This is a genomic window from Roseomonas fluvialis, from assembly GCF_022846615.1.
In the GTDB taxonomy this organism is placed as follows: domain Bacteria; phylum Pseudomonadota; class Alphaproteobacteria; order Acetobacterales; family Acetobacteraceae; genus Neoroseomonas; species Neoroseomonas fluvialis.
In genome coordinates, this window is the sequence record NZ_AP025637.1 from 4,972,805 (window position 1) to 4,987,828 (window position 15,024).

Genomic DNA, 15,024 nt, shown 5'->3' on the forward strand with positions numbered 1-15,024 from the left:
ATCTCGTTTCCTCTCGTTCAATGCGCAGGGACGAACTGCGCGGTTTCGGTGGAGTGTTCCATCGCCGTGGTGGAGGACCGGCCGCCCGAGGCCGCCATCGCCACCGCATCGAAGTAGGAGACGCCGACCTCGCGCTGGTGGCGGACCGCGGTGAAGCCGTTGGCCTCTTCGGCGAATTCGGCCTGCTGGAGTTCGGAATAGGCACCCATGCCGCGCTCGGCGTAGCCGCGCGCCAGCCTGAACATCGACAGGTTCAGGGAGTGGAACCCGGCCAGCGTGACGAACTGGAACTTGTAGCCCATGGCGCCGATCTCGCGCTGGAACTGCGCGGCCGCCTCCACGCCCATCTTGCGCTGCCAGTTGAAGGACGGGCTGCAGTTGTAGGCCAGCATCTTGCCGGGGAATTCGCGATGGATCGCTTCCGCGAAGTCGCGCGCATCCTGCAGGTCGGGATCCGACGTCTCCCACCACAGCAGGTCGGCATAGGGCGCATAGGCCAGGCTGCGCGCGATCGCGTATTGCTTGCCCATGCCGGGGCGGATGCGGAAGAAGCCCTCCGGCGTGCGGTCGTTGCCGATGAAGGGGCGGTCGCGCTCGTCCACATCGGCGGTCAGCAGCTGCGCCGATTCGGCATCGGTGCGGCACAGCAGAACCGTCGGAACGCCTTCCACGTCGGCGGCGAGCCGCGCCGCGTTCAGCGTGCGTATGTGCTGGCTGATCGGCACCAGCACCTTGCCGCCCAGGTGGCCGCACTTCTTCTCGGAGGCCAGCTGGTCCTCGAAATGCACGCCGGCGGCGCCCGCTTCGATCATGGCGCGCATCAGCTCGTAGGCGTTCAGCGCGCCGCCGAAGCCGGCCTCGGCATCGGCCACGATCGGCGCCATGTAGTGCGTGCGGTCATCCGCCTTGCCATCGAGCCGTTCCATCGTCGCGATCTGGTCCGCGCGCCGCAGCGAGGCGTTGATGCGGCTGATCACCTTCGGGACGGAATCGACCGGATAGAGCGACTGGTCCGGGTACATTTGCCCCGCGGAATTCGCATCCGCCGCGACCTGCCACCCCGACAGATAGATCGCCTTCAGCCCGGCCTTGACCTGCTGCAGCGCCTGCATGCCGGTCAGCGCGCCGAGCGTGTTCACGAAGGGCTCCTCGCGCAGCAGCTGCCAAAGGCGGCGCGCGCCGTTCTCGGCCAGCGTGTGGCGCACCCGGAAGGACCCCGCCAGGCGCGCCACATCGGCCTCGGTGTAGTCGCGACGGATGCCGGCGAAGCGGTTCGGGTCCTGCGGCGGCATGCCGCCGCCGGCGGAGCCATCGGGCGCGAAGCAGGGCGTGGTGTGCGGGCGCATCGTCATCTGAACTCCAGGCCGGACCGTCCGGCGCCCGTGAATAATTCACATTGCATCGCCGAAGCGCACCAGCAATCCTGCGCTCCAGGCCGCAAGATGGTCGCGTTTCGCACAGCCGGACGGCCGAATCTGTGAAGGGTGTAAAGCGATGGCCCGCCCGCTGATTGGCCGAACGGTACGACGCCTGCGGAGCGAGCGCGGCCTCACGCAGCAGGGGCTGGCGGTGCGGCTCGGCATCTCGGCCAGCTACCTGAACCTGATCGAGCACGACCAGCGCGCCGTCACCGCGTCGCTGCTCATCAAGCTGACCGAGGTGCTGGGCGTCGAGCTCGCCGCACTCTCCGGCAGCGCGGAACGGCAGCTGGAATCCGGCCTTCGGGAGGTGCTCTCGGACCCCATGCTGGGGCTCGAGGAAGTCCCGGAAGCCGAGGTCGCGACCCTCGCCGCCTCGGCGCCCAACGCGTCGCGCGCGATGCTCGCGCTTTATCGCGCCTGGCGCGTGGCGCGCGAGGATTCCTCGGGCCTGGCGCTGCCGACCGGTCGGCGCATCCTGCTGCCCAACGAGGAGACGCGCGACTTCTTCCACGACCGCGCCAACCACTTCCCGGCGATCGAGGCCGCGGCAGAAGCGATCGGCCGAGACCTCGCCGCGCGCCCGGCCGAGATGAACCACGCCATCGCCGAACGGCTGCGCCGCGCGCATGGCCTGGCCGTGCAGGTCGGCCCGCTGGACGGGGCGATGCGCCGGCACGATGCCGCGGCGCGCGTGCTGTACCTGTCGGAATCCCTGCCGCGCGAATCCCGCGGCTTCCAGATGGCGTTCACGCTGATGCTGCTGGAAGCGCGCGATGCCGTCGACGCCGCCCTGGCCGGCGCCGAGCCCTCCACGCCCGAGGCCGCGCAGATGATGCGCATCGGCCTGCTGAACTATGCCGCCGCCGCGCTGCTGATGCCCTACGCGCCCTACCTGGCGGCCGCGCGCGACCTGCGCCACGACATCGAGGCCCTGGCCGCGCGCTTCGGCGTGAGCTTCGAACAGGCTGCGCAGCGCCTGTCCACCCTGCAGCGCGACGGCGCGCGCGGCGTGCCCTTCTTCTTCCTGCGCGTCGACCCGGCGGGCAATGTCGGCAAGCGCTTCTCCGCGGCCGGCTTTCCCTTCGCGCGCTTCGGCGGGTCCTGCCCGCGCTGGGTGGTGCACGAGGCCTTCGGCACACCGGGGCGCATCCGCGTGCAGGTGGCGCGCCTGCCCGATGGCGCGACCTTCCTGACCGTCGCGCGATCCGTCCAATCACCCGCCGCGCATTGGGGCGAACCGCCGCCGGTGCATGTGGTCGCGATGGGCTGCGACATCTCCCGCGCCCCGGACCTAGTCTATGCGGATGGGCTTGAACTCGACGCGGCGGCGGTGGGCATCGGCCTGTCCTGCCGGCTTTGTGACCGGGCGGAATGCCGTTCGCGCGCCTTCCCGCCGCTCGAACATCGGCTGGTGCTGGATCCGGCGGTGGAAGGTGCAGCGCCCTACCGGTTCGAAACCGTGGCGCGGGCGCCGGTCAGCCCAGCGCCCAATCCTCCCGCACCGTCTCCGCCGCGAACGAGTCCGACGACCCCTCGCCGCTGACCGCTGCAGGCGCCTCGCCCTCGGGCGACGGTTCGAGGCCGGCGAAGGCCGTGATGAAGGCATCGATATCGCCCATCGGGTCGGGGTCGACGCCGAAGGCATCCGTCAGCGCGTCGCGCGCCGCGGCCTCGAGGTCGGCGAGCAGCGCCTCGAGTTCCTCGATCGTCGTCACGGGGTCCTCGGGCAGGACGGACGCCGGCGGCTGAGGCGATGTGGCGCCTGGCACCGCGGCCGCGAGATCCGGGCCCTCGCCGGGCAGCAGGGCGTCGGGGAAGGACGCCGGCGGCTGAGGCGACGGGGCGCCTGGCACAGCGGCCGCGAGATCCGGGTCCTCGCCGGCCAGCAGGGCGTCAAGCAGCGCGGGATCGTCGAGCAGCAGCAGCAGCGGGTCGAACAACAGGGCGATGGACATGGCGCGTCCCGGAACATCAGGGGGCGCGGCGTCCTGCCGCATTACCGGCCCCGCGGGGCCTTAACGATGCGGAAATCTATGCCACGCTCAGTTCAAAAGATAACCCGAAATCGTATCGACTTAACCTAAAACAACTGTGAGTTGCGTGAACAGAGCGTAGCATACGGTTTTTGTACGAGAATTTCGGCACCGACCCGCGCCCTCGGCTGCGCCGTCCGTCCTGTCACCGGCGCGGCTGGCGGGGCCGGTCACCGGATGGCAGGCGCGCGCCACGCGGCGCAACCCGAAGCGGCACCGCCCCCTTTCGCAATGCCGCGCGTGGTGGCACCACGGGCGTAAGCGGTCCGCCCCGGACCCGTCGTCACACCGTCCGTCCCGGACGAGGTTCAGGAATGCGCCCATGCCCCGCAGCCTTCGCGTCGCGGTCCAGATGGACCCGATCGAGACCATCAACATCGACGCCGATTCCACCTTCGCCCTGATGCTCGAGGGCCAGGCGCGCGGCCATGCGCTGTGGCACTACCACGTGCGGGACCTGGCATTGCGCGGCGGGCGCGTCACCGCCTGGGCGAAGCCGGTGCAGGTCCGCCGCGAAGTCGGCAACCACTTCACCTTCGGCGCGGAGGAGGAGCTGGACCTCGGCACCGGTGCCGACGTGGTGCTGATGCGCCAGGACCCGCCCTTCGACATGGGCTACATCACCGCGACGCATATCCTCGAACACATTCATCCGAAGACGCTGGTGGTGAACGACCCGGCTGCGGTGCGCAACGCGCCCGAGAAACTGTTCGTCACCCATTTCCCCGATCTGATGCCGGTCACGATGGTGACCGCCGACCGCCGCCGCATCGCCGACTTCCGTCGCGAGCACGGCGACATCATCATCAAGCCGCTGTTCGGCAATGGCGGCGCGGGCGTGTTCCACCTGCGCCCCGAAGACCCCAACATGAACGCGCTGGTCGAGATGTTCACCGAGCGCTCCCGCGAGCCCCTGGTGATCCAGAAATACGTCCCGGCGGTGCGCGAGGGCGACAAGCGCATCATCCTGGTCGATGGCGTGGCCATGGGGGCGATCAACCGCGTGCCCGCGGCCGGCGAGGCACGGTCCAACATGCATGTCGGCGGCCGCCCGGAGCCCACGCAACTGACCGACCGCGAGCGCGAAATCTGCGCCGCGATCGGCCCTGAACTGCAGAAGCGCGGCATGATCTTCGTGGGCATCGATGTGATCGGCGGCTTCCTCACCGAGATCAACGTCACCTCGCCCACCGGCCTGCAGGAGATCGCGCGCTTCGACGGCGTGCACCTGGAGCGCGCGATCTGGGACGCGATCGAGGCGAAGCGCTGACTGCCTTTCTGAACGGTCGCCACACGGCGCGTCGGTGAATCCGGCACCGACCGCCGCGGCCCGTCATGCCGCGGCGGCACCTGGCTCGGGCATCACCACCGTCACCAGCGCCCCGCCCTCCGGCGCATTGCCCAGCACGAGCCATCCGCCGAGGCGCCGGGCCATGCTGCTCATCACCAGCACGCCGAGGCTCTCGCCATCCTCGTCCGGCAGGCGGGCGAAGCCAGGGCCGTCATCGCGCAGCGTCAGCCGCCGCTCGCCCACCGCATCGGCTCCGAAGCGAATATCGATGCGTCCAGTCGTACGATCGGCGAAGGCATGCTTGATCGCATTCGTCACCCCCTCGGCGACGATCATGGATAGCGAGGTCGCGTCGGCCGGCGTGATGGCGAGGCGCGGCGCCCGCACGACGAGTTCGACATCCTGCCGCCCCGCGGCGCAGAGGATATCGCGCGCTAGGCTCTCCAGCGCCTTCTCGAAGCCGGCCTCGCCCAGATCGGGGTCGTGCAGGCGGCGATGGACGGTGGCGACGATCGACAGGCGCGACACGGCATCGTCGAGCACCACGCGGGCATCCTCGGCCGTTTCGACGCGGCTCGCCTCGAGCGAGAGAAGGCTGGCGACGAGTTGGATGCCGTTTGCGACGCGATGCTGCAATTCGCTGAACATGAGCCGCTCGGACGCGCGCAGAGCCTCCATCTGCGTCCGCTTCCATTCCAGCCGCGCGAGCGCCCCCGTCAGGCGGTGCACCAGCATGATCTGGCTGCCGGCCACCAGCACGAAGAAGCCGAGCGCCACCGCATCCTGCGGCCAGGCGAATTTCCACTGCCCGTAGGGCGGCAGGAACCAGTAGGCGGCCGCCAGCAGCGACGCCGCGGCGACCGCGGTGGCAGGCCGCCAGCCACCGAGGAAAGACGTCAGCAGCACCGCCAGGAAAAAGGTAACGAAGGGCAGCCCCGCCATCGCCTCGGCGAAGTGGTAGCGGGCCAGGAACGCCACGGCGAAGGACGCCGCCCCGATAGTCCATCCGATCCACGGCCTGCCGCCGGGCGCACCCCATACGGCCAAGCCGTTCGCTCTCCTATTGCAGGATCACTCTGCAACCATCTCGCGGCCCAGTCATTAACCTGGGATAACGTCTGTGATGGAACCGCCGATCCCCTGTTCGGACTGTCCGTTACGTCCGCTCGCGGCCTTCAAGCCGGTCGGACCGACCGCGCTGGCCGCGATTTCCGGCGCCAAGGTCGGGCAGCGGCTGTGCACGTCCGGCGCGACCATCCTGGCGGAGGACCAGGCGACCACCCGCGTCTATGTGCTGCTGTCGGGCTGGGCCTTCCGCTTCAAGACGCTGGAGGATGGGCGGCGGCAGATCCTGAACTTCCTGCTGCCCGGCGACCTGCTCGGCCTGCAGGGCGAATTGCTCGCGAACCTGCCGCATGGGGTCGAGGCGCTGACCGCCGTCAATCTCTGCGCCTTCGCGACCGATGCCATTCCGGGCTTCTTCCGGGACAACCCGGACATCGCGCTCGACATCACCTGGCTTGCCGCGCACGAGGAACGGCTCGTCGATGATGCGGTGTTGACGGTCGGGCGGCGGACCGCGATGGAGCGCGTCGCGGCGCTGCTGGTGCACCTGTACAAGCGCGCGGCCTCCGCCGGGCTGGTCGAGGATGGCAGCATCGGCTTCCCGCTGACGCAGTTGCACATCGCCGACGCGCTCGGCCTGTCGGTCGTGCACACCAACCGCGTGCTGCAACGGCTGCGCAAGGGCGGGTTCATCCGCCTGGACGGGCAACGCCTGGCGATCGGGGACCTGCGCGCCATGCGCAGGGTGGGCCGGTACTGGGAAGAACCGGCGCCGCGCCGCCCGCTGCTGTAGGCCGGGCGCGGTTTCCGCGCGCGCCTGAATCCGGATAGCCTGCGCCCGCCAGCGGGGAGGGCACGGATGCTGAAGCTCTGGGGCCGGGTGAATTCGGTCAACGTCAAGAAGGTACTGTGGATGCTCGATGAACTCGGCATCCCGTACGAGCGGGCCGATGCCGGCATGGAGCACGGCGTGGTGAACACGCCAGAGTACCGCGCCATGAACCCGAACGGCCGCGTGCCGACCATCGAGGATGGCGGCTTCGTGCTGTACGAATCGAATTCGATCCTGCGCTACCTGGGGATGAAGCACGGCAGCCCGCTGGTCCCAACCGACCCTGCGGCGCGCGCATCGGCGGATCGCTGGATGGACTGGCAGCTCTCAACGCTGGGGCCGGCGGAGCGCAACCTGTTCTGGGGCCTGGTGCGCACGCCCGCGGAGAAGCGCGACATGAACGCCGTGGTGGCCGCGGCGAAGGCGGCGGGCGAATGCTGGACCATGCTCGATGCGCATATCGCGCGGCATGGCGGGCCGTTCGTCGATGGCAGCGCGATGACGATCGCGGACATCGTGCTCGGCTGCTACGCGCGGCGGTGGTTCGGTGATGAGGTGCGGGTGGCGGGCATGCCGGTGCTGCCGGCGCTCAGCGCCTGGTATGGGGCGGTCGGCGCGCGGCCGGGATTCCAGCGCTGGGTGGCGGTGCCGATGACATAAGGCGAGGGGGCGCTGCCCCCTCGACCCCCGCCAGGAAACTTAGTCTCCTGGACCTTCGGTCAGTGGGCGGGCGACGCGCGATCAGCCCTTCGCAGCCGTCACGCCGCAAGGCGTGCCCGACAAACGCGACGCGATGGAAGTGAAGGGCGTTAGCCCTTCACATCCATCGCCTGGCGCAGCCCGTCGCTCAGCAGGTTGAAGCAGATCGACGTGACGAAGATGCATACGCCCGGCAGCACCGCCACCCAGGGCTGCACATAGATCGCGGTGCGCAGCGTGTTCAGCATCAGCCCCCATTCGGGTTCCGGCGGCTTGGTGCCCAGCCCCAGGAAGGACAGGCCGGACGCCAGGATCAGGCACACGCTGATCAGCGAGGTCGCGTAGACGAAGATCGGCCCCAGCACGTTGCCCAGGACATGCACCCGCACGATGGTGAAGGCCGAAGCGCCGGACGCGCGCGCGGCATCCACGAAATCGAGGTTGCGCACGCCCGTCGTGACGCTTTCCGCCACGCGGATGATCGGCGGCACGAAGACCAGCGTCAGCGCCAGGATGGCGTTGAAGATACCCGCCCCCAGCGCGCCCGAGATCGCCACCGCCAGCAGCACCGACGGAAAGGCGTAGAACACGTCCGTGGTGCGCATGATCGCCATGTTCACCTTGCCGCCCGCGAAGCCCGCCAGCACGCCAAGCGCCGTGCCGATCACGAAGGCCAGCGCCACCGGCGTGATGCCCATGAACCAGGACAGTCGCCCGCCATGCAGCAGCCGCGTCAGCATGTCGCGGCCCAGTTCGTCCGTGCCCAGCGGGTAGTTCGGCGTGCCGATCGGACGCAACCTGCGGATCATCGACCCCTGATAGGGGTCGTGCGGCGCTATCACGCCGGCGAAGACGATCGCGAGCAGCATCACCAGAAGCACGACGGCGCAGGCAATGGTCAGCGGGTCGCGCCGCAGGCGCTTCCACACGCCGCCCCAGTAGCCCTGGCCCTTCGCCACCGCCTGCCGCGCCTGGATGGCAAGCTCCGCCTCCGCCGCCGTCGGGGTTGTCGCGCTGTTCATCGCCCTGTCCCCTTCACGCCTGCCAGGTGCATGCCGCGCCTGCCGGTGCAGCGCGCATGATGCGTCACGCGTTCGTTCATGCGCGCTTGATCCTGGGATCGAGTGCCGTCTGCATCAGGTCCACCACCAGGTTCAGCGCCACGAAGAACATCGCCAGCACCAGGATCGTGCCCTGCAGCACCGGCAGGTCGCGCTGGAAGATCGCGTTGTTCAGCAGCAGCCCCGTCCCCGGCCAGGAGAACACCGTCTCCACCAGGATCGACCCGCCCATCAGGTAGCCGAGCTGCAGGCCGATCACCGCCAGCGCGTTCGGCGCGGCGTTCTTCACGACATGGATGAAGATCCCGATGCGCGTCAGGCCCTTGCCGCGCAGCGCGGTGACGAATTCCTGGTTCATGATCTCGGCGATGATGCCGCGCACCGTCCGCGTCACGATGCCCATCGGGATGACCGCGAGTGTGACCGCCGGCAGCACCAGGTGCTGCATGTGTTCCCAGTTCCAGGCCCAGTCGGCTGACCCGCCGGGCCCGGCCCCCATGGCCGGCAGCCAGTTCAGCTGAACCGAGAAGATGATGACCAACACCATGCCGAGCCAGTAGTGCGGCACCGACACGCCGGCCACGGCGATGCCCACCGCCGCGCGGTCGATGAATGACCCGCGGAACGTGCCCGCCAGCCCGCCCAGGGTGCAGCCGAGGATGAAGCCTATGGCAGAAGCCACCAGTGCCAGCATCAACGTATTGCCGATCGCGCTGGACAGGTCCGACCACACGCTGCGCCCGGTCGCGAGCGACCGCCCGAGATCCCCCTGCACCACCTTCAGCAGCCAGATGCCGAACTGCACCGGCAGCGGTTTGTCGAGGCCGTAGTCACGCCGGACCTGTTCCACCACATCGCCCGGCGCGTCGGCGGGGACGATCGCGTTGATCGGATCGCCCGGCGCGATCTGCACCAGCATGAAGCAGACGAACCCGACCGCGAGCGCGATCGGGATGGCGTAGAGGATGCGCCTGATCAGGTAGAAGAACATCGGGTCACCCTCTGAACTCCGTTGAAGCCCCGCCGCGGCTTTGCCGCGGCGGGAGGAACGACGCCCCCAGGATCATCACCAATCCGGGGTCCCCGCGACGGTTTGGTGGTGCGACGCGCGAGCGGAGCAACGCCAAACTGTCGTGGGGGTCACTGGATGTACGGCAGGCGGAGATCGACGAACCACGACTGCGGCTGGACATAGCCGCGGATGCGCGGCGACATCGCCCGCGGTGCGACGTCATGCGCGATCCAGATGAACAGCGCCTCGTCCACGCCGGCCGCATGCAGCCGCGCGAGCGCGGCGTCACGCTCGGCCGGGTCGAAGGCGTTGCGCGCCTCGGCGATCATGGCGTCGAAGCGCGGGTCGTTGAAATGGCCCCAGTTGTTCGAGACCGGCGGCGCCATCTTGGAGTCCCAGAAGCGCACCATGGCGAAGAAGGGGTCCATCGCGGCGAAGGAGACGTTGGTGGCATGCGCCCCGCGCGCGCTGGCGTGCTGGCACCCATTGCGCCAGTTGGTGAACAGCGCGTTCCACTCGATCACGTCGAACTCGACATTCACGCCGACTTCCTTGAGGTCCTGTTGGAGGAACTCGTTCATCGACAGCGGCTGCATCTGACCCGACCCCGACGCGCTGATCTGCACGCGCAGCGTCAGCGGCCGCTGCGGCGTGTAGCCCGCCTCGGCCAGCAGGCGCCGCGCTTCGGCCTTGTCGGTGCGGATATTGAAGGACGGGTTGCCGAACCACGGATGCCCGCGCGGCACGGTGCCGACCGGCACGGCCATCATGCCGCCCAGCAGCGTGCGCAGCCCCTCGCGGTCGATCGCCAGGTTGATGGCGCGCCGCACCCGCACGTCACGCAGCGGGGAATTCTCGGCGAAGCAGGGCTGCCACGGCCAGACATGCGGCTGCGCGTTGGACGTGATGGTCATGCCACGCGACCGCAACTGCGGAATGGCATCCGGCGACGGCGCCTCGATCCAGTCCACCTGGTTCGACAGCAGCGCCGCGGTGCGCGCATTGGCTTCCGGAATGGGCAGCAGCACGATGCGCTCGGCGCGCGCCTTCTCGCCCCAGTACCCGTCGAAGCGCGCCATCTCGAGCCGTTCGCGCGGCACGAAGCGCGTCACGCGGAACGGGCCGGTGCCGGACGGTTCGCGCGCGAAGGCACCCCAGGCGGCCTCGGCATTCGGGCTGGCGGCGCGGTGGCGGTCCCATTGCGCGGGGGATGCCATGAACAGGTTGGTCAGGTTGATCGGCAGAAGGCTGTCGGGTTCGCTGGTGAACAGCGCGACCGTGTAGTCGTCGATCTTCTCGGCGCGGCGCAGCGTCGGCATGCGCGTGGCCGTCACGCCGACCTGGCGCGGATCGAAATGCGGCGCCTCGCGGTCCAGCACCTTGCGCACGTTCCACACCACGGCATCGGCGTTGAACTCGCTGCCGTCATGGAAGCGCACGCCGCGGCGCAGCGTGAAGATCCAGCGCGTGCGGTCGTTCGGGTCGACGCGCCATTCGGTCGCCAGGCCCGGGATCACGGTCGAGGGCCGATCGGCCGAGGACAGGTCCCACATGGTCAGGCTGTCGAACAGCGGGATGCCCGTGAAGCGGTTGCCCTCGAATCCCTGGTCCGGCTGGCCGTTGGTCAGCGGGATGTCGGCCGCGGTCATGCCGATGCGGATGGTGCCCTGCGCCTGGGCGGCGGGGGCGGTGGCCAGGGCCGGCAGCGCGGCCAGGCAGGCGGTGAGCAGGAAGCGTCGCAGTCGCATCGGGCCATGTCCCTTTGTGTTTGTCGTTCTCTCCCGGGGGGTGGCCACGCAGGCCCGCCCCCTGGTTCCGTCAGGATGGCGGCCTGGCGGAGCACAGGGGGGCAGCAAGGCCCATGCCATCGGCCACCCCGCGGCATCCTGCACCGGCCTGCCGGACGCTGCCCACAACAATGGCAGCCTGCCCCGGAACGGGCGGCCCTTGCGCCCCCGCCACCGCCATGCTGATCCCGGCGCATGCGACTGCTCCTGCTGAACGGCAACACCGACCCGGCCATCACCGACCTGCTGGCCGCCCGCGCGGCCGAAGCGCTGCCCAGGCTCGGCCTGCCGCCGGCCGAGATCATCCCCGCCACTGCCCCCTTCGGCGCCCGCTACATCGCCACGCGCGCGGCGGTGGCGATCGCCGGCCATGCGGTGCTGGCCGCGCTGGCCGAGCATGTCGGCCCGGCCAATCCGCGCGGCTTCGATGCGGCGCTGATCGCCTGCTTCGGCGAACCGGGCATCGAGGCGGCGCGCGAAGTGCTGCCCATCCCGGTGCACGGCCTGGCCGAGGCCTCGATCACGGCTGCGCTCCACATCGCCCCGCGCATCGCGCTGCTGACCGGCGGCGCCGCCTGGGTTCCGATGCTGCAGGACTTCGCCCTGGTGCGCGGCCATGGCCCGGACCGCGTGCTGGTGCGCGGCGTGGCGCCGACCGGCGACATGATCGCCCGTGACCCGGATGGGGCCCTGGCGATCCTGGCCGCGGCCGCGAACGATGCCGCGGCCGACGGCGCGGGCGTGGTGGTGCTGGGTGGCGCCGGCCTGGCGGGGCTCGCGCAACGACTGGCACCCATGGTGCGCGTCCCGGTGCTCGACAGCCTGGATTGCGGGCTTGCCGAGGCCCTGGCGGCCACCGCCATGGCGCCACCGCGCGCGGTCCAGGCGCCGCAGGCCGGCCTGGCGCCGTCGCTGGACCGCCTTCTGGCTGCCGCCGCACGCTGATCCCGCCGGCGATCGCGGCGGCTGCGCGCCAAGGCCCCGGACGACCGGCGCAGGCGCCACCCTGGCACGCATGGCGCATCGCGACCGCCGGCCTGCGCGCCGTACGCCCGCCCCGCTTGCCCCGCGCCCGTCGGGCGCCTAGGTGATGCACAACCGCGCAGCCACCCGGCCACGCCCGCGACCATGAGACGCGCCCCCGAGATGACCGACACCCAGGACAAGCCGATCGACCCGCACGCCCCGGACACGGCCGAGGCAACCGAAACCCAGGCGCCCGAGGCCGAGGCCCCGCCGGCCGACCCCACGCCGGAGGAGCGCATCGCCGCTCTCGAGGCCGAGGTCGCCGCCTTCAAGGACCGCTGGCTGCGCGCCGAGGCCGAGATGCAGAACCTGCGCACCCGCACCACGCGGGACGTCCAGGAAGCCCGCGCCTATGCCACTCAGAAATTCGCCCGCGACGTGGTCGAGGCGGCCGAGAACCTGCGCCGCGGCCTCGATGCCATGCCCGGCAAGGCGGCCGACGAGTCCGAAGTCATCACGAAGATCCGCGACGGGATCGAAGGGGTGGAACGCTCCTTCATCGGCATCCTTGAGCGCAACGGCGTGAAGCGCGAGGACCCGACCGGCAAGCCCTTCGACCCCGAACTGCACCAGGCGATGGCCGAACAGCCCGCGCCCGAAGGTGTCGCGCCCGGTTCGGTCGTGGCCTGCTGGACCCCGGCCTGGACGCTGAATGGCCGGCTGCTGAAGCCGGCCATGGTGGTGGTGGCGGGGAAGTAACGTCCCTGCCGGCCCCGGCACTGCCCTGGACGCGTCTCCGCGCGCCCTGGGTCGCGGCAACGCCTCCGGGCACTTGTTTTCGCGAGCATGATCATCGGATCGGATGAGTCCATCCGACCGGGATCTGCTCTTGGCCCTGCGGCCGCGCGCGACGCGGCGGAACCATGAAGGACTGGCGATGCGCAGTTTCCCGGCGGCCGCGGCGCTGCTTCTCGCCCTCGCGGCCTGTGAAGCGCCGCCTGCCGCGCCGACCGGCGCGCGCCCGGCCACCGCCGCGCCGTCGGCGCCCGCACCCGCGGACCCCGAGGTCGACCGGCTCGGCCTCGACCTGGGCATCGCCATGATCACCCAGCAATGCGAGGACCCCGCCATCCAGCGCCAGGCGACGCGCACGCGCGATGCGGTGCTGACGCGCACCAGCCAGATCAGCGGTCAGGATCGCCGCCGCGGCGAGGAGATCTGGGCCGAGGCCGAGGCCGTGATGGCGCGCCAGGCCCGGCGCCCCGGCGCGCCCGAATGCCAGCGCGCCCTGCCTGCGCTGCGCGACGCGGAGGCGGCGGCGCGCGCCGGGCGCTGACCCGCGTTCAGCCTGCCATGATCTCCCGCGCCGCGCGCCGCCCGCCCAGCAGCGCGCCGTGCGCGTAGGACGGCGCTTCCGCGGTCGCCGCCTCGCCGGCCAGAAAGATCCGGCCCGCGACCGGCCGCGCCAGGGCGCGATGATCCTCGATCGACGCACCGACCGGCAGGAAGGAATAGGCCCCGCGCGCGTAGATGTCGCGCGACCAGCGGGTGACGCGGCTGTCCACCGGGCGCGGGATGCCGTTGCCGAACATCCGCCGCAGCGCGCCCATCACCAGGTCGACCTGCGCGGCATCGGGCAGCATCTCGATCCGCTGTGCGGCCGACCCGCCGACCAGTGCGACCAGCACCGGCACGTTGAGATGCGGCTGCAGGCTGATGATCTCGGGCGCCACGTTGTCGGGCGTGGATGACAGGGATCGCAGGTATTGCGTCTCGACCGGCCAGAAGGGGCGCGGGAAGGCCAGCACGATCTTGTTCAGCAGGCCGTTGCCGATGCGTGCGATGGCGCCCTGGTGTGCGGCGGGCAGCGGCGGGTCGAAGGCCACGTCGCCGCGCTTGAGCACACCGAGCGGCAGCGTCACCACCACGCGGTCGGCGAAATAGGCCTGGTCGGCGGTGGCGACCACCACGCCATCGCCCGCCAGGCGCACGGCGCGCACGACCTGGCGCAGCTTGATGTCGAGCCCGCGCGCCAGCAGGTCGGTGATGGCGTTGTAGCCCTGGGCGAGGAGGTGGTTCTCCTCCGGAATCTCGCCCTCCCCGCCGAACCAGCCCTGGGCCGAGACTTCCGCCGCATCGCCCCCGGCATAGCCGGCCACATAGGAGGACAGCCAGGCGGCGACGCGCTGGTCGTAGGGCGTGGCGCGGGTGGTGGGGTCGAGCAGCGGCACCGCCTCGGCCAGCGAGACGTCGCGTGCGCCGCGGTATGCGTAGGGGCTGTCATGGGCGATCAGGCGGCCGACGGTGTCGAAGATGGCGGTGGTCTCGGCCTCGGTCAGTTGGCGGCCATCGGCGTCGAACATGATGGTGCGGGAATCATAGGTCGGCATGCGGCGGATGCCGGCCTGGTCGGCCAGTGGGGTGAGGGGATTGCCCTCCGGCCCGTGGATCCAGGCGCCGCCCATGTCGAGGCGCTGGCCGCGGAAGTCGATGGTGTGCAGGCGGCCGCCGGTGCGGGTGCGGGCTTCCAGCACGGTGACGCGGTGGCCGGCATCGTGCAGGGCGCGGGCGGCGCCGAGGCCCGACAGGCCGGCGCCGATGACCAGCACATTCAGCGTTCGCGCCGGCTGGCCGCGCGCGGCCGCTGGCAGCACGGGCGCCGTCGCCGCGGCAGCCAGCAGGCGCCAGACAGCGCGGCGGCTCAGTCCAGGCGATGCGGCCATGCGCTGCGTGCTCCCGCCGGTTCGTTCCGGAAATGCTAGGGAAGTTGCACCGCCCCACGCAACCGGCGGCTGCGCCATCTGCGGCCGGCGCGCCGCACCGTGGCCGATTTGCACAGTCGACCCCGTCGCGACCC

14 protein-coding genes are annotated in these 15,024 nt (G+C 70.6%); 7 read left to right on the forward strand and 7 right to left on the reverse strand.

Annotation, left to right across the window (positions count from 1 at the left end; all coding sequences use genetic code 11):
• Window positions 1-17: 17 nt before the first annotated feature.
• Complete coding sequence (gene aceA, locus MWM08_RS23860; RefSeq protein WP_244460021.1) at window positions 18-1,292, reverse strand: isocitrate lyase; 1,275 nt, start codon at window positions 1,290-1,292, stop codon at window positions 18-20.
• Between the two features lie 202 nt (window positions 1,293-1,494).
• Here aceA and MWM08_RS23865 point away from each other — a divergent pair, with 202 nt between their 5' ends.
• Window positions 1,495-2,964 (forward strand): helix-turn-helix domain-containing protein, encoded by a 1,470-nt coding sequence (locus MWM08_RS23865; protein ID WP_244409012.1) that lies wholly within the window; start codon window positions 1,495-1,497, stop codon window positions 2,962-2,964.
• Here MWM08_RS23865 and MWM08_RS23870 read toward each other — a convergent pair.
• Window positions 2,897-3,376: a hypothetical protein gene (locus tag MWM08_RS23870; protein ID WP_244409013.1), complete on the reverse strand. Its 480-nt coding sequence runs from the start codon at window positions 3,374-3,376 to the stop codon at window positions 2,897-2,899. The two genes, MWM08_RS23865 and MWM08_RS23870, sit on opposite strands and share 68 nt — an antisense overlap.
• A gap of 400 nt (window positions 3,377-3,776) precedes the next feature.
• Here MWM08_RS23870 and gshB point away from each other — a divergent pair, with 400 nt between their 5' ends.
• A complete protein-coding gene (gshB, locus tag MWM08_RS23875) occupies window positions 3,777-4,724 on the forward strand; it encodes a glutathione synthase (RefSeq protein ID WP_244409014.1) in 948 nt (315 codons plus the stop codon).
• Between the two features lie 63 nt (window positions 4,725-4,787).
• Here gshB and MWM08_RS23880 read toward each other — a convergent pair whose 3' ends face one another.
• Window positions 4,788-5,792 carry a sensor histidine kinase gene (locus MWM08_RS23880; RefSeq protein WP_255751373.1) on the reverse strand — a complete coding sequence of 335 codons (1,005 nt, stop codon included), beginning with the start codon at window positions 5,790-5,792 and terminating at the stop codon, window positions 4,788-4,790.
• 76 nt (window positions 5,793-5,868) lie between these two features.
• Here MWM08_RS23880 and MWM08_RS23885 point away from each other — a divergent pair, with 76 nt between their 5' ends.
• Together MWM08_RS23885 and MWM08_RS23890 are read left to right on the forward strand one after the other, a co-directional pair.
• On the forward strand, window positions 5,869-6,603 hold the full coding sequence (locus tag MWM08_RS23885; protein ID WP_244409016.1) for a Crp/Fnr family transcriptional regulator: 735 nt from the start codon (window positions 5,869-5,871) through the stop codon (window positions 6,601-6,603).
• 66 nt (window positions 6,604-6,669) lie between these two features.
• Window positions 6,670-7,302 carry a glutathione S-transferase family protein gene (locus MWM08_RS23890; protein ID WP_244409017.1) on the forward strand — a complete coding sequence of 211 codons (633 nt, stop codon included), beginning with the start codon at window positions 6,670-6,672 and terminating at the stop codon, window positions 7,300-7,302.
• A gap of 149 nt (window positions 7,303-7,451) precedes the next feature.
• Here MWM08_RS23890 and MWM08_RS23895 read toward each other — a convergent pair whose 3' ends face one another.
• The 3 genes from MWM08_RS23895 to MWM08_RS23905 all read right to left on the reverse strand — a co-directional run bounded on the left by MWM08_RS23895 (window position 7,452) and on the right by MWM08_RS23905 (window position 11,162).
• The gene (locus MWM08_RS23895) at window positions 7,452-8,363 is read right to left on the reverse strand and encodes an ABC transporter permease (protein WP_244409018.1); all 912 of its coding nucleotides are present in this window, start codon (window positions 8,361-8,363) and stop codon (window positions 7,452-7,454) included.
• A 76-nt stretch (window positions 8,364-8,439) separates the two neighbouring features.
• Window positions 8,440-9,393, reverse strand: coding sequence for an ABC transporter permease (locus tag MWM08_RS23900; protein WP_244409019.1), 954 nt, complete (start codon window positions 9,391-9,393; stop codon window positions 8,440-8,442).
• A 149-nt stretch (window positions 9,394-9,542) separates the two neighbouring features.
• Complete coding sequence (locus MWM08_RS23905; RefSeq protein WP_244409020.1) at window positions 9,543-11,162, reverse strand: ABC transporter substrate-binding protein; 1,620 nt, start codon at window positions 11,160-11,162, stop codon at window positions 9,543-9,545.
• A 234-nt stretch (window positions 11,163-11,396) separates the two neighbouring features.
• Between MWM08_RS23905 and MWM08_RS23910 the strand changes: the two genes are divergently transcribed.
• The 3 genes from MWM08_RS23910 to MWM08_RS23920 all read left to right on the forward strand — a co-directional run bounded on the left by MWM08_RS23910 (window position 11,397) and on the right by MWM08_RS23920 (window position 13,503).
• Window positions 11,397-12,146 carry an aspartate/glutamate racemase family protein gene (locus MWM08_RS23910; RefSeq protein WP_244409021.1) on the forward strand — a complete coding sequence of 250 codons (750 nt, stop codon included), beginning with the start codon at window positions 11,397-11,399 and terminating at the stop codon, window positions 12,144-12,146.
• A gap of 201 nt (window positions 12,147-12,347) precedes the next feature.
• A complete protein-coding gene (locus MWM08_RS23915) occupies window positions 12,348-12,926 on the forward strand; it encodes a nucleotide exchange factor GrpE (protein ID WP_244409022.1) in 579 nt (192 codons plus the stop codon).
• A gap of 178 nt (window positions 12,927-13,104) precedes the next feature.
• The gene (locus MWM08_RS23920; RefSeq protein ID WP_244409023.1) at window positions 13,105-13,503 is read left to right on the forward strand and encodes a hypothetical protein; all 399 of its coding nucleotides are present in this window, start codon (window positions 13,105-13,107) and stop codon (window positions 13,501-13,503) included.
• Window positions 13,504-13,510: 7 nt separating this feature from the next.
• On the opposite strand, the gene MWM08_RS23925 is transcribed toward MWM08_RS23920, so the two are convergent.
• The gene (locus MWM08_RS23925) at window positions 13,511-14,890 is read right to left on the reverse strand and encodes a flavin monoamine oxidase family protein (RefSeq protein ID WP_244409024.1); all 1,380 of its coding nucleotides are present in this window, start codon (window positions 14,888-14,890) and stop codon (window positions 13,511-13,513) included.
• Between the last annotated feature and the right edge of the window lie 134 nt (window positions 14,891-15,024).

Excerpts from the sequence above, each read along its gene's own strand:
- MWM08_RS23915 (WP_244409022.1), top strand. The coding sequence starts at position 12,348 with ATGACCGACACCCAGGACAAGCCGATCGACCCGCACGCCCCGGACACG.
- MWM08_RS23870 (WP_244409013.1), bottom strand. The coding sequence starts at position 3,376 with ATGTCCATCGCCCTGTTGTTCGACCCGCTGCTGCTGCTGCTCGACGAT.
- MWM08_RS23885 (WP_244409016.1), top strand. The coding sequence starts at position 5,869 with ATGGAACCGCCGATCCCCTGTTCGGACTGTCCGTTACGTCCGCTCGCG.
- MWM08_RS23865 (WP_244409012.1), top strand. The coding sequence starts at position 1,495 with ATGGCCCGCCCGCTGATTGGCCGAACGGTACGACGCCTGCGGAGCGAG.
- aceA (WP_244460021.1), bottom strand. The coding sequence starts at position 1,292 with ATGCCGCCGCAGGACCCGAACCGCTTCGCCGGCATCCGTCGCGACTAC.
- MWM08_RS23905 (WP_244409020.1), bottom strand. The coding sequence starts at position 11,162 with ATGCGACTGCGACGCTTCCTGCTCACCGCCTGCCTGGCCGCGCTGCCG.
- MWM08_RS23920 (WP_244409023.1), top strand. The coding sequence starts at position 13,105 with ATGCGCAGTTTCCCGGCGGCCGCGGCGCTGCTTCTCGCCCTCGCGGCC.
- MWM08_RS23890 (WP_244409017.1), top strand. The coding sequence starts at position 6,670 with ATGCTGAAGCTCTGGGGCCGGGTGAATTCGGTCAACGTCAAGAAGGTA.
- MWM08_RS23900 (WP_244409019.1), bottom strand. The coding sequence starts at position 9,393 with ATGTTCTTCTACCTGATCAGGCGCATCCTCTACGCCATCCCGATCGCG.
- MWM08_RS23910 (WP_244409021.1), top strand. The coding sequence starts at position 11,397 with ATGCGACTGCTCCTGCTGAACGGCAACACCGACCCGGCCATCACCGAC.
- MWM08_RS23925 (WP_244409024.1), bottom strand. The coding sequence starts at position 14,890 with ATGGCCGCATCGCCTGGACTGAGCCGCCGCGCTGTCTGGCGCCTGCTG.
- MWM08_RS23895 (WP_244409018.1), bottom strand. The coding sequence starts at position 8,363 with ATGAACAGCGCGACAACCCCGACGGCGGCGGAGGCGGAGCTTGCCATC.
- gshB (WP_244409014.1), top strand. The coding sequence starts at position 3,777 with ATGCCCCGCAGCCTTCGCGTCGCGGTCCAGATGGACCCGATCGAGACC.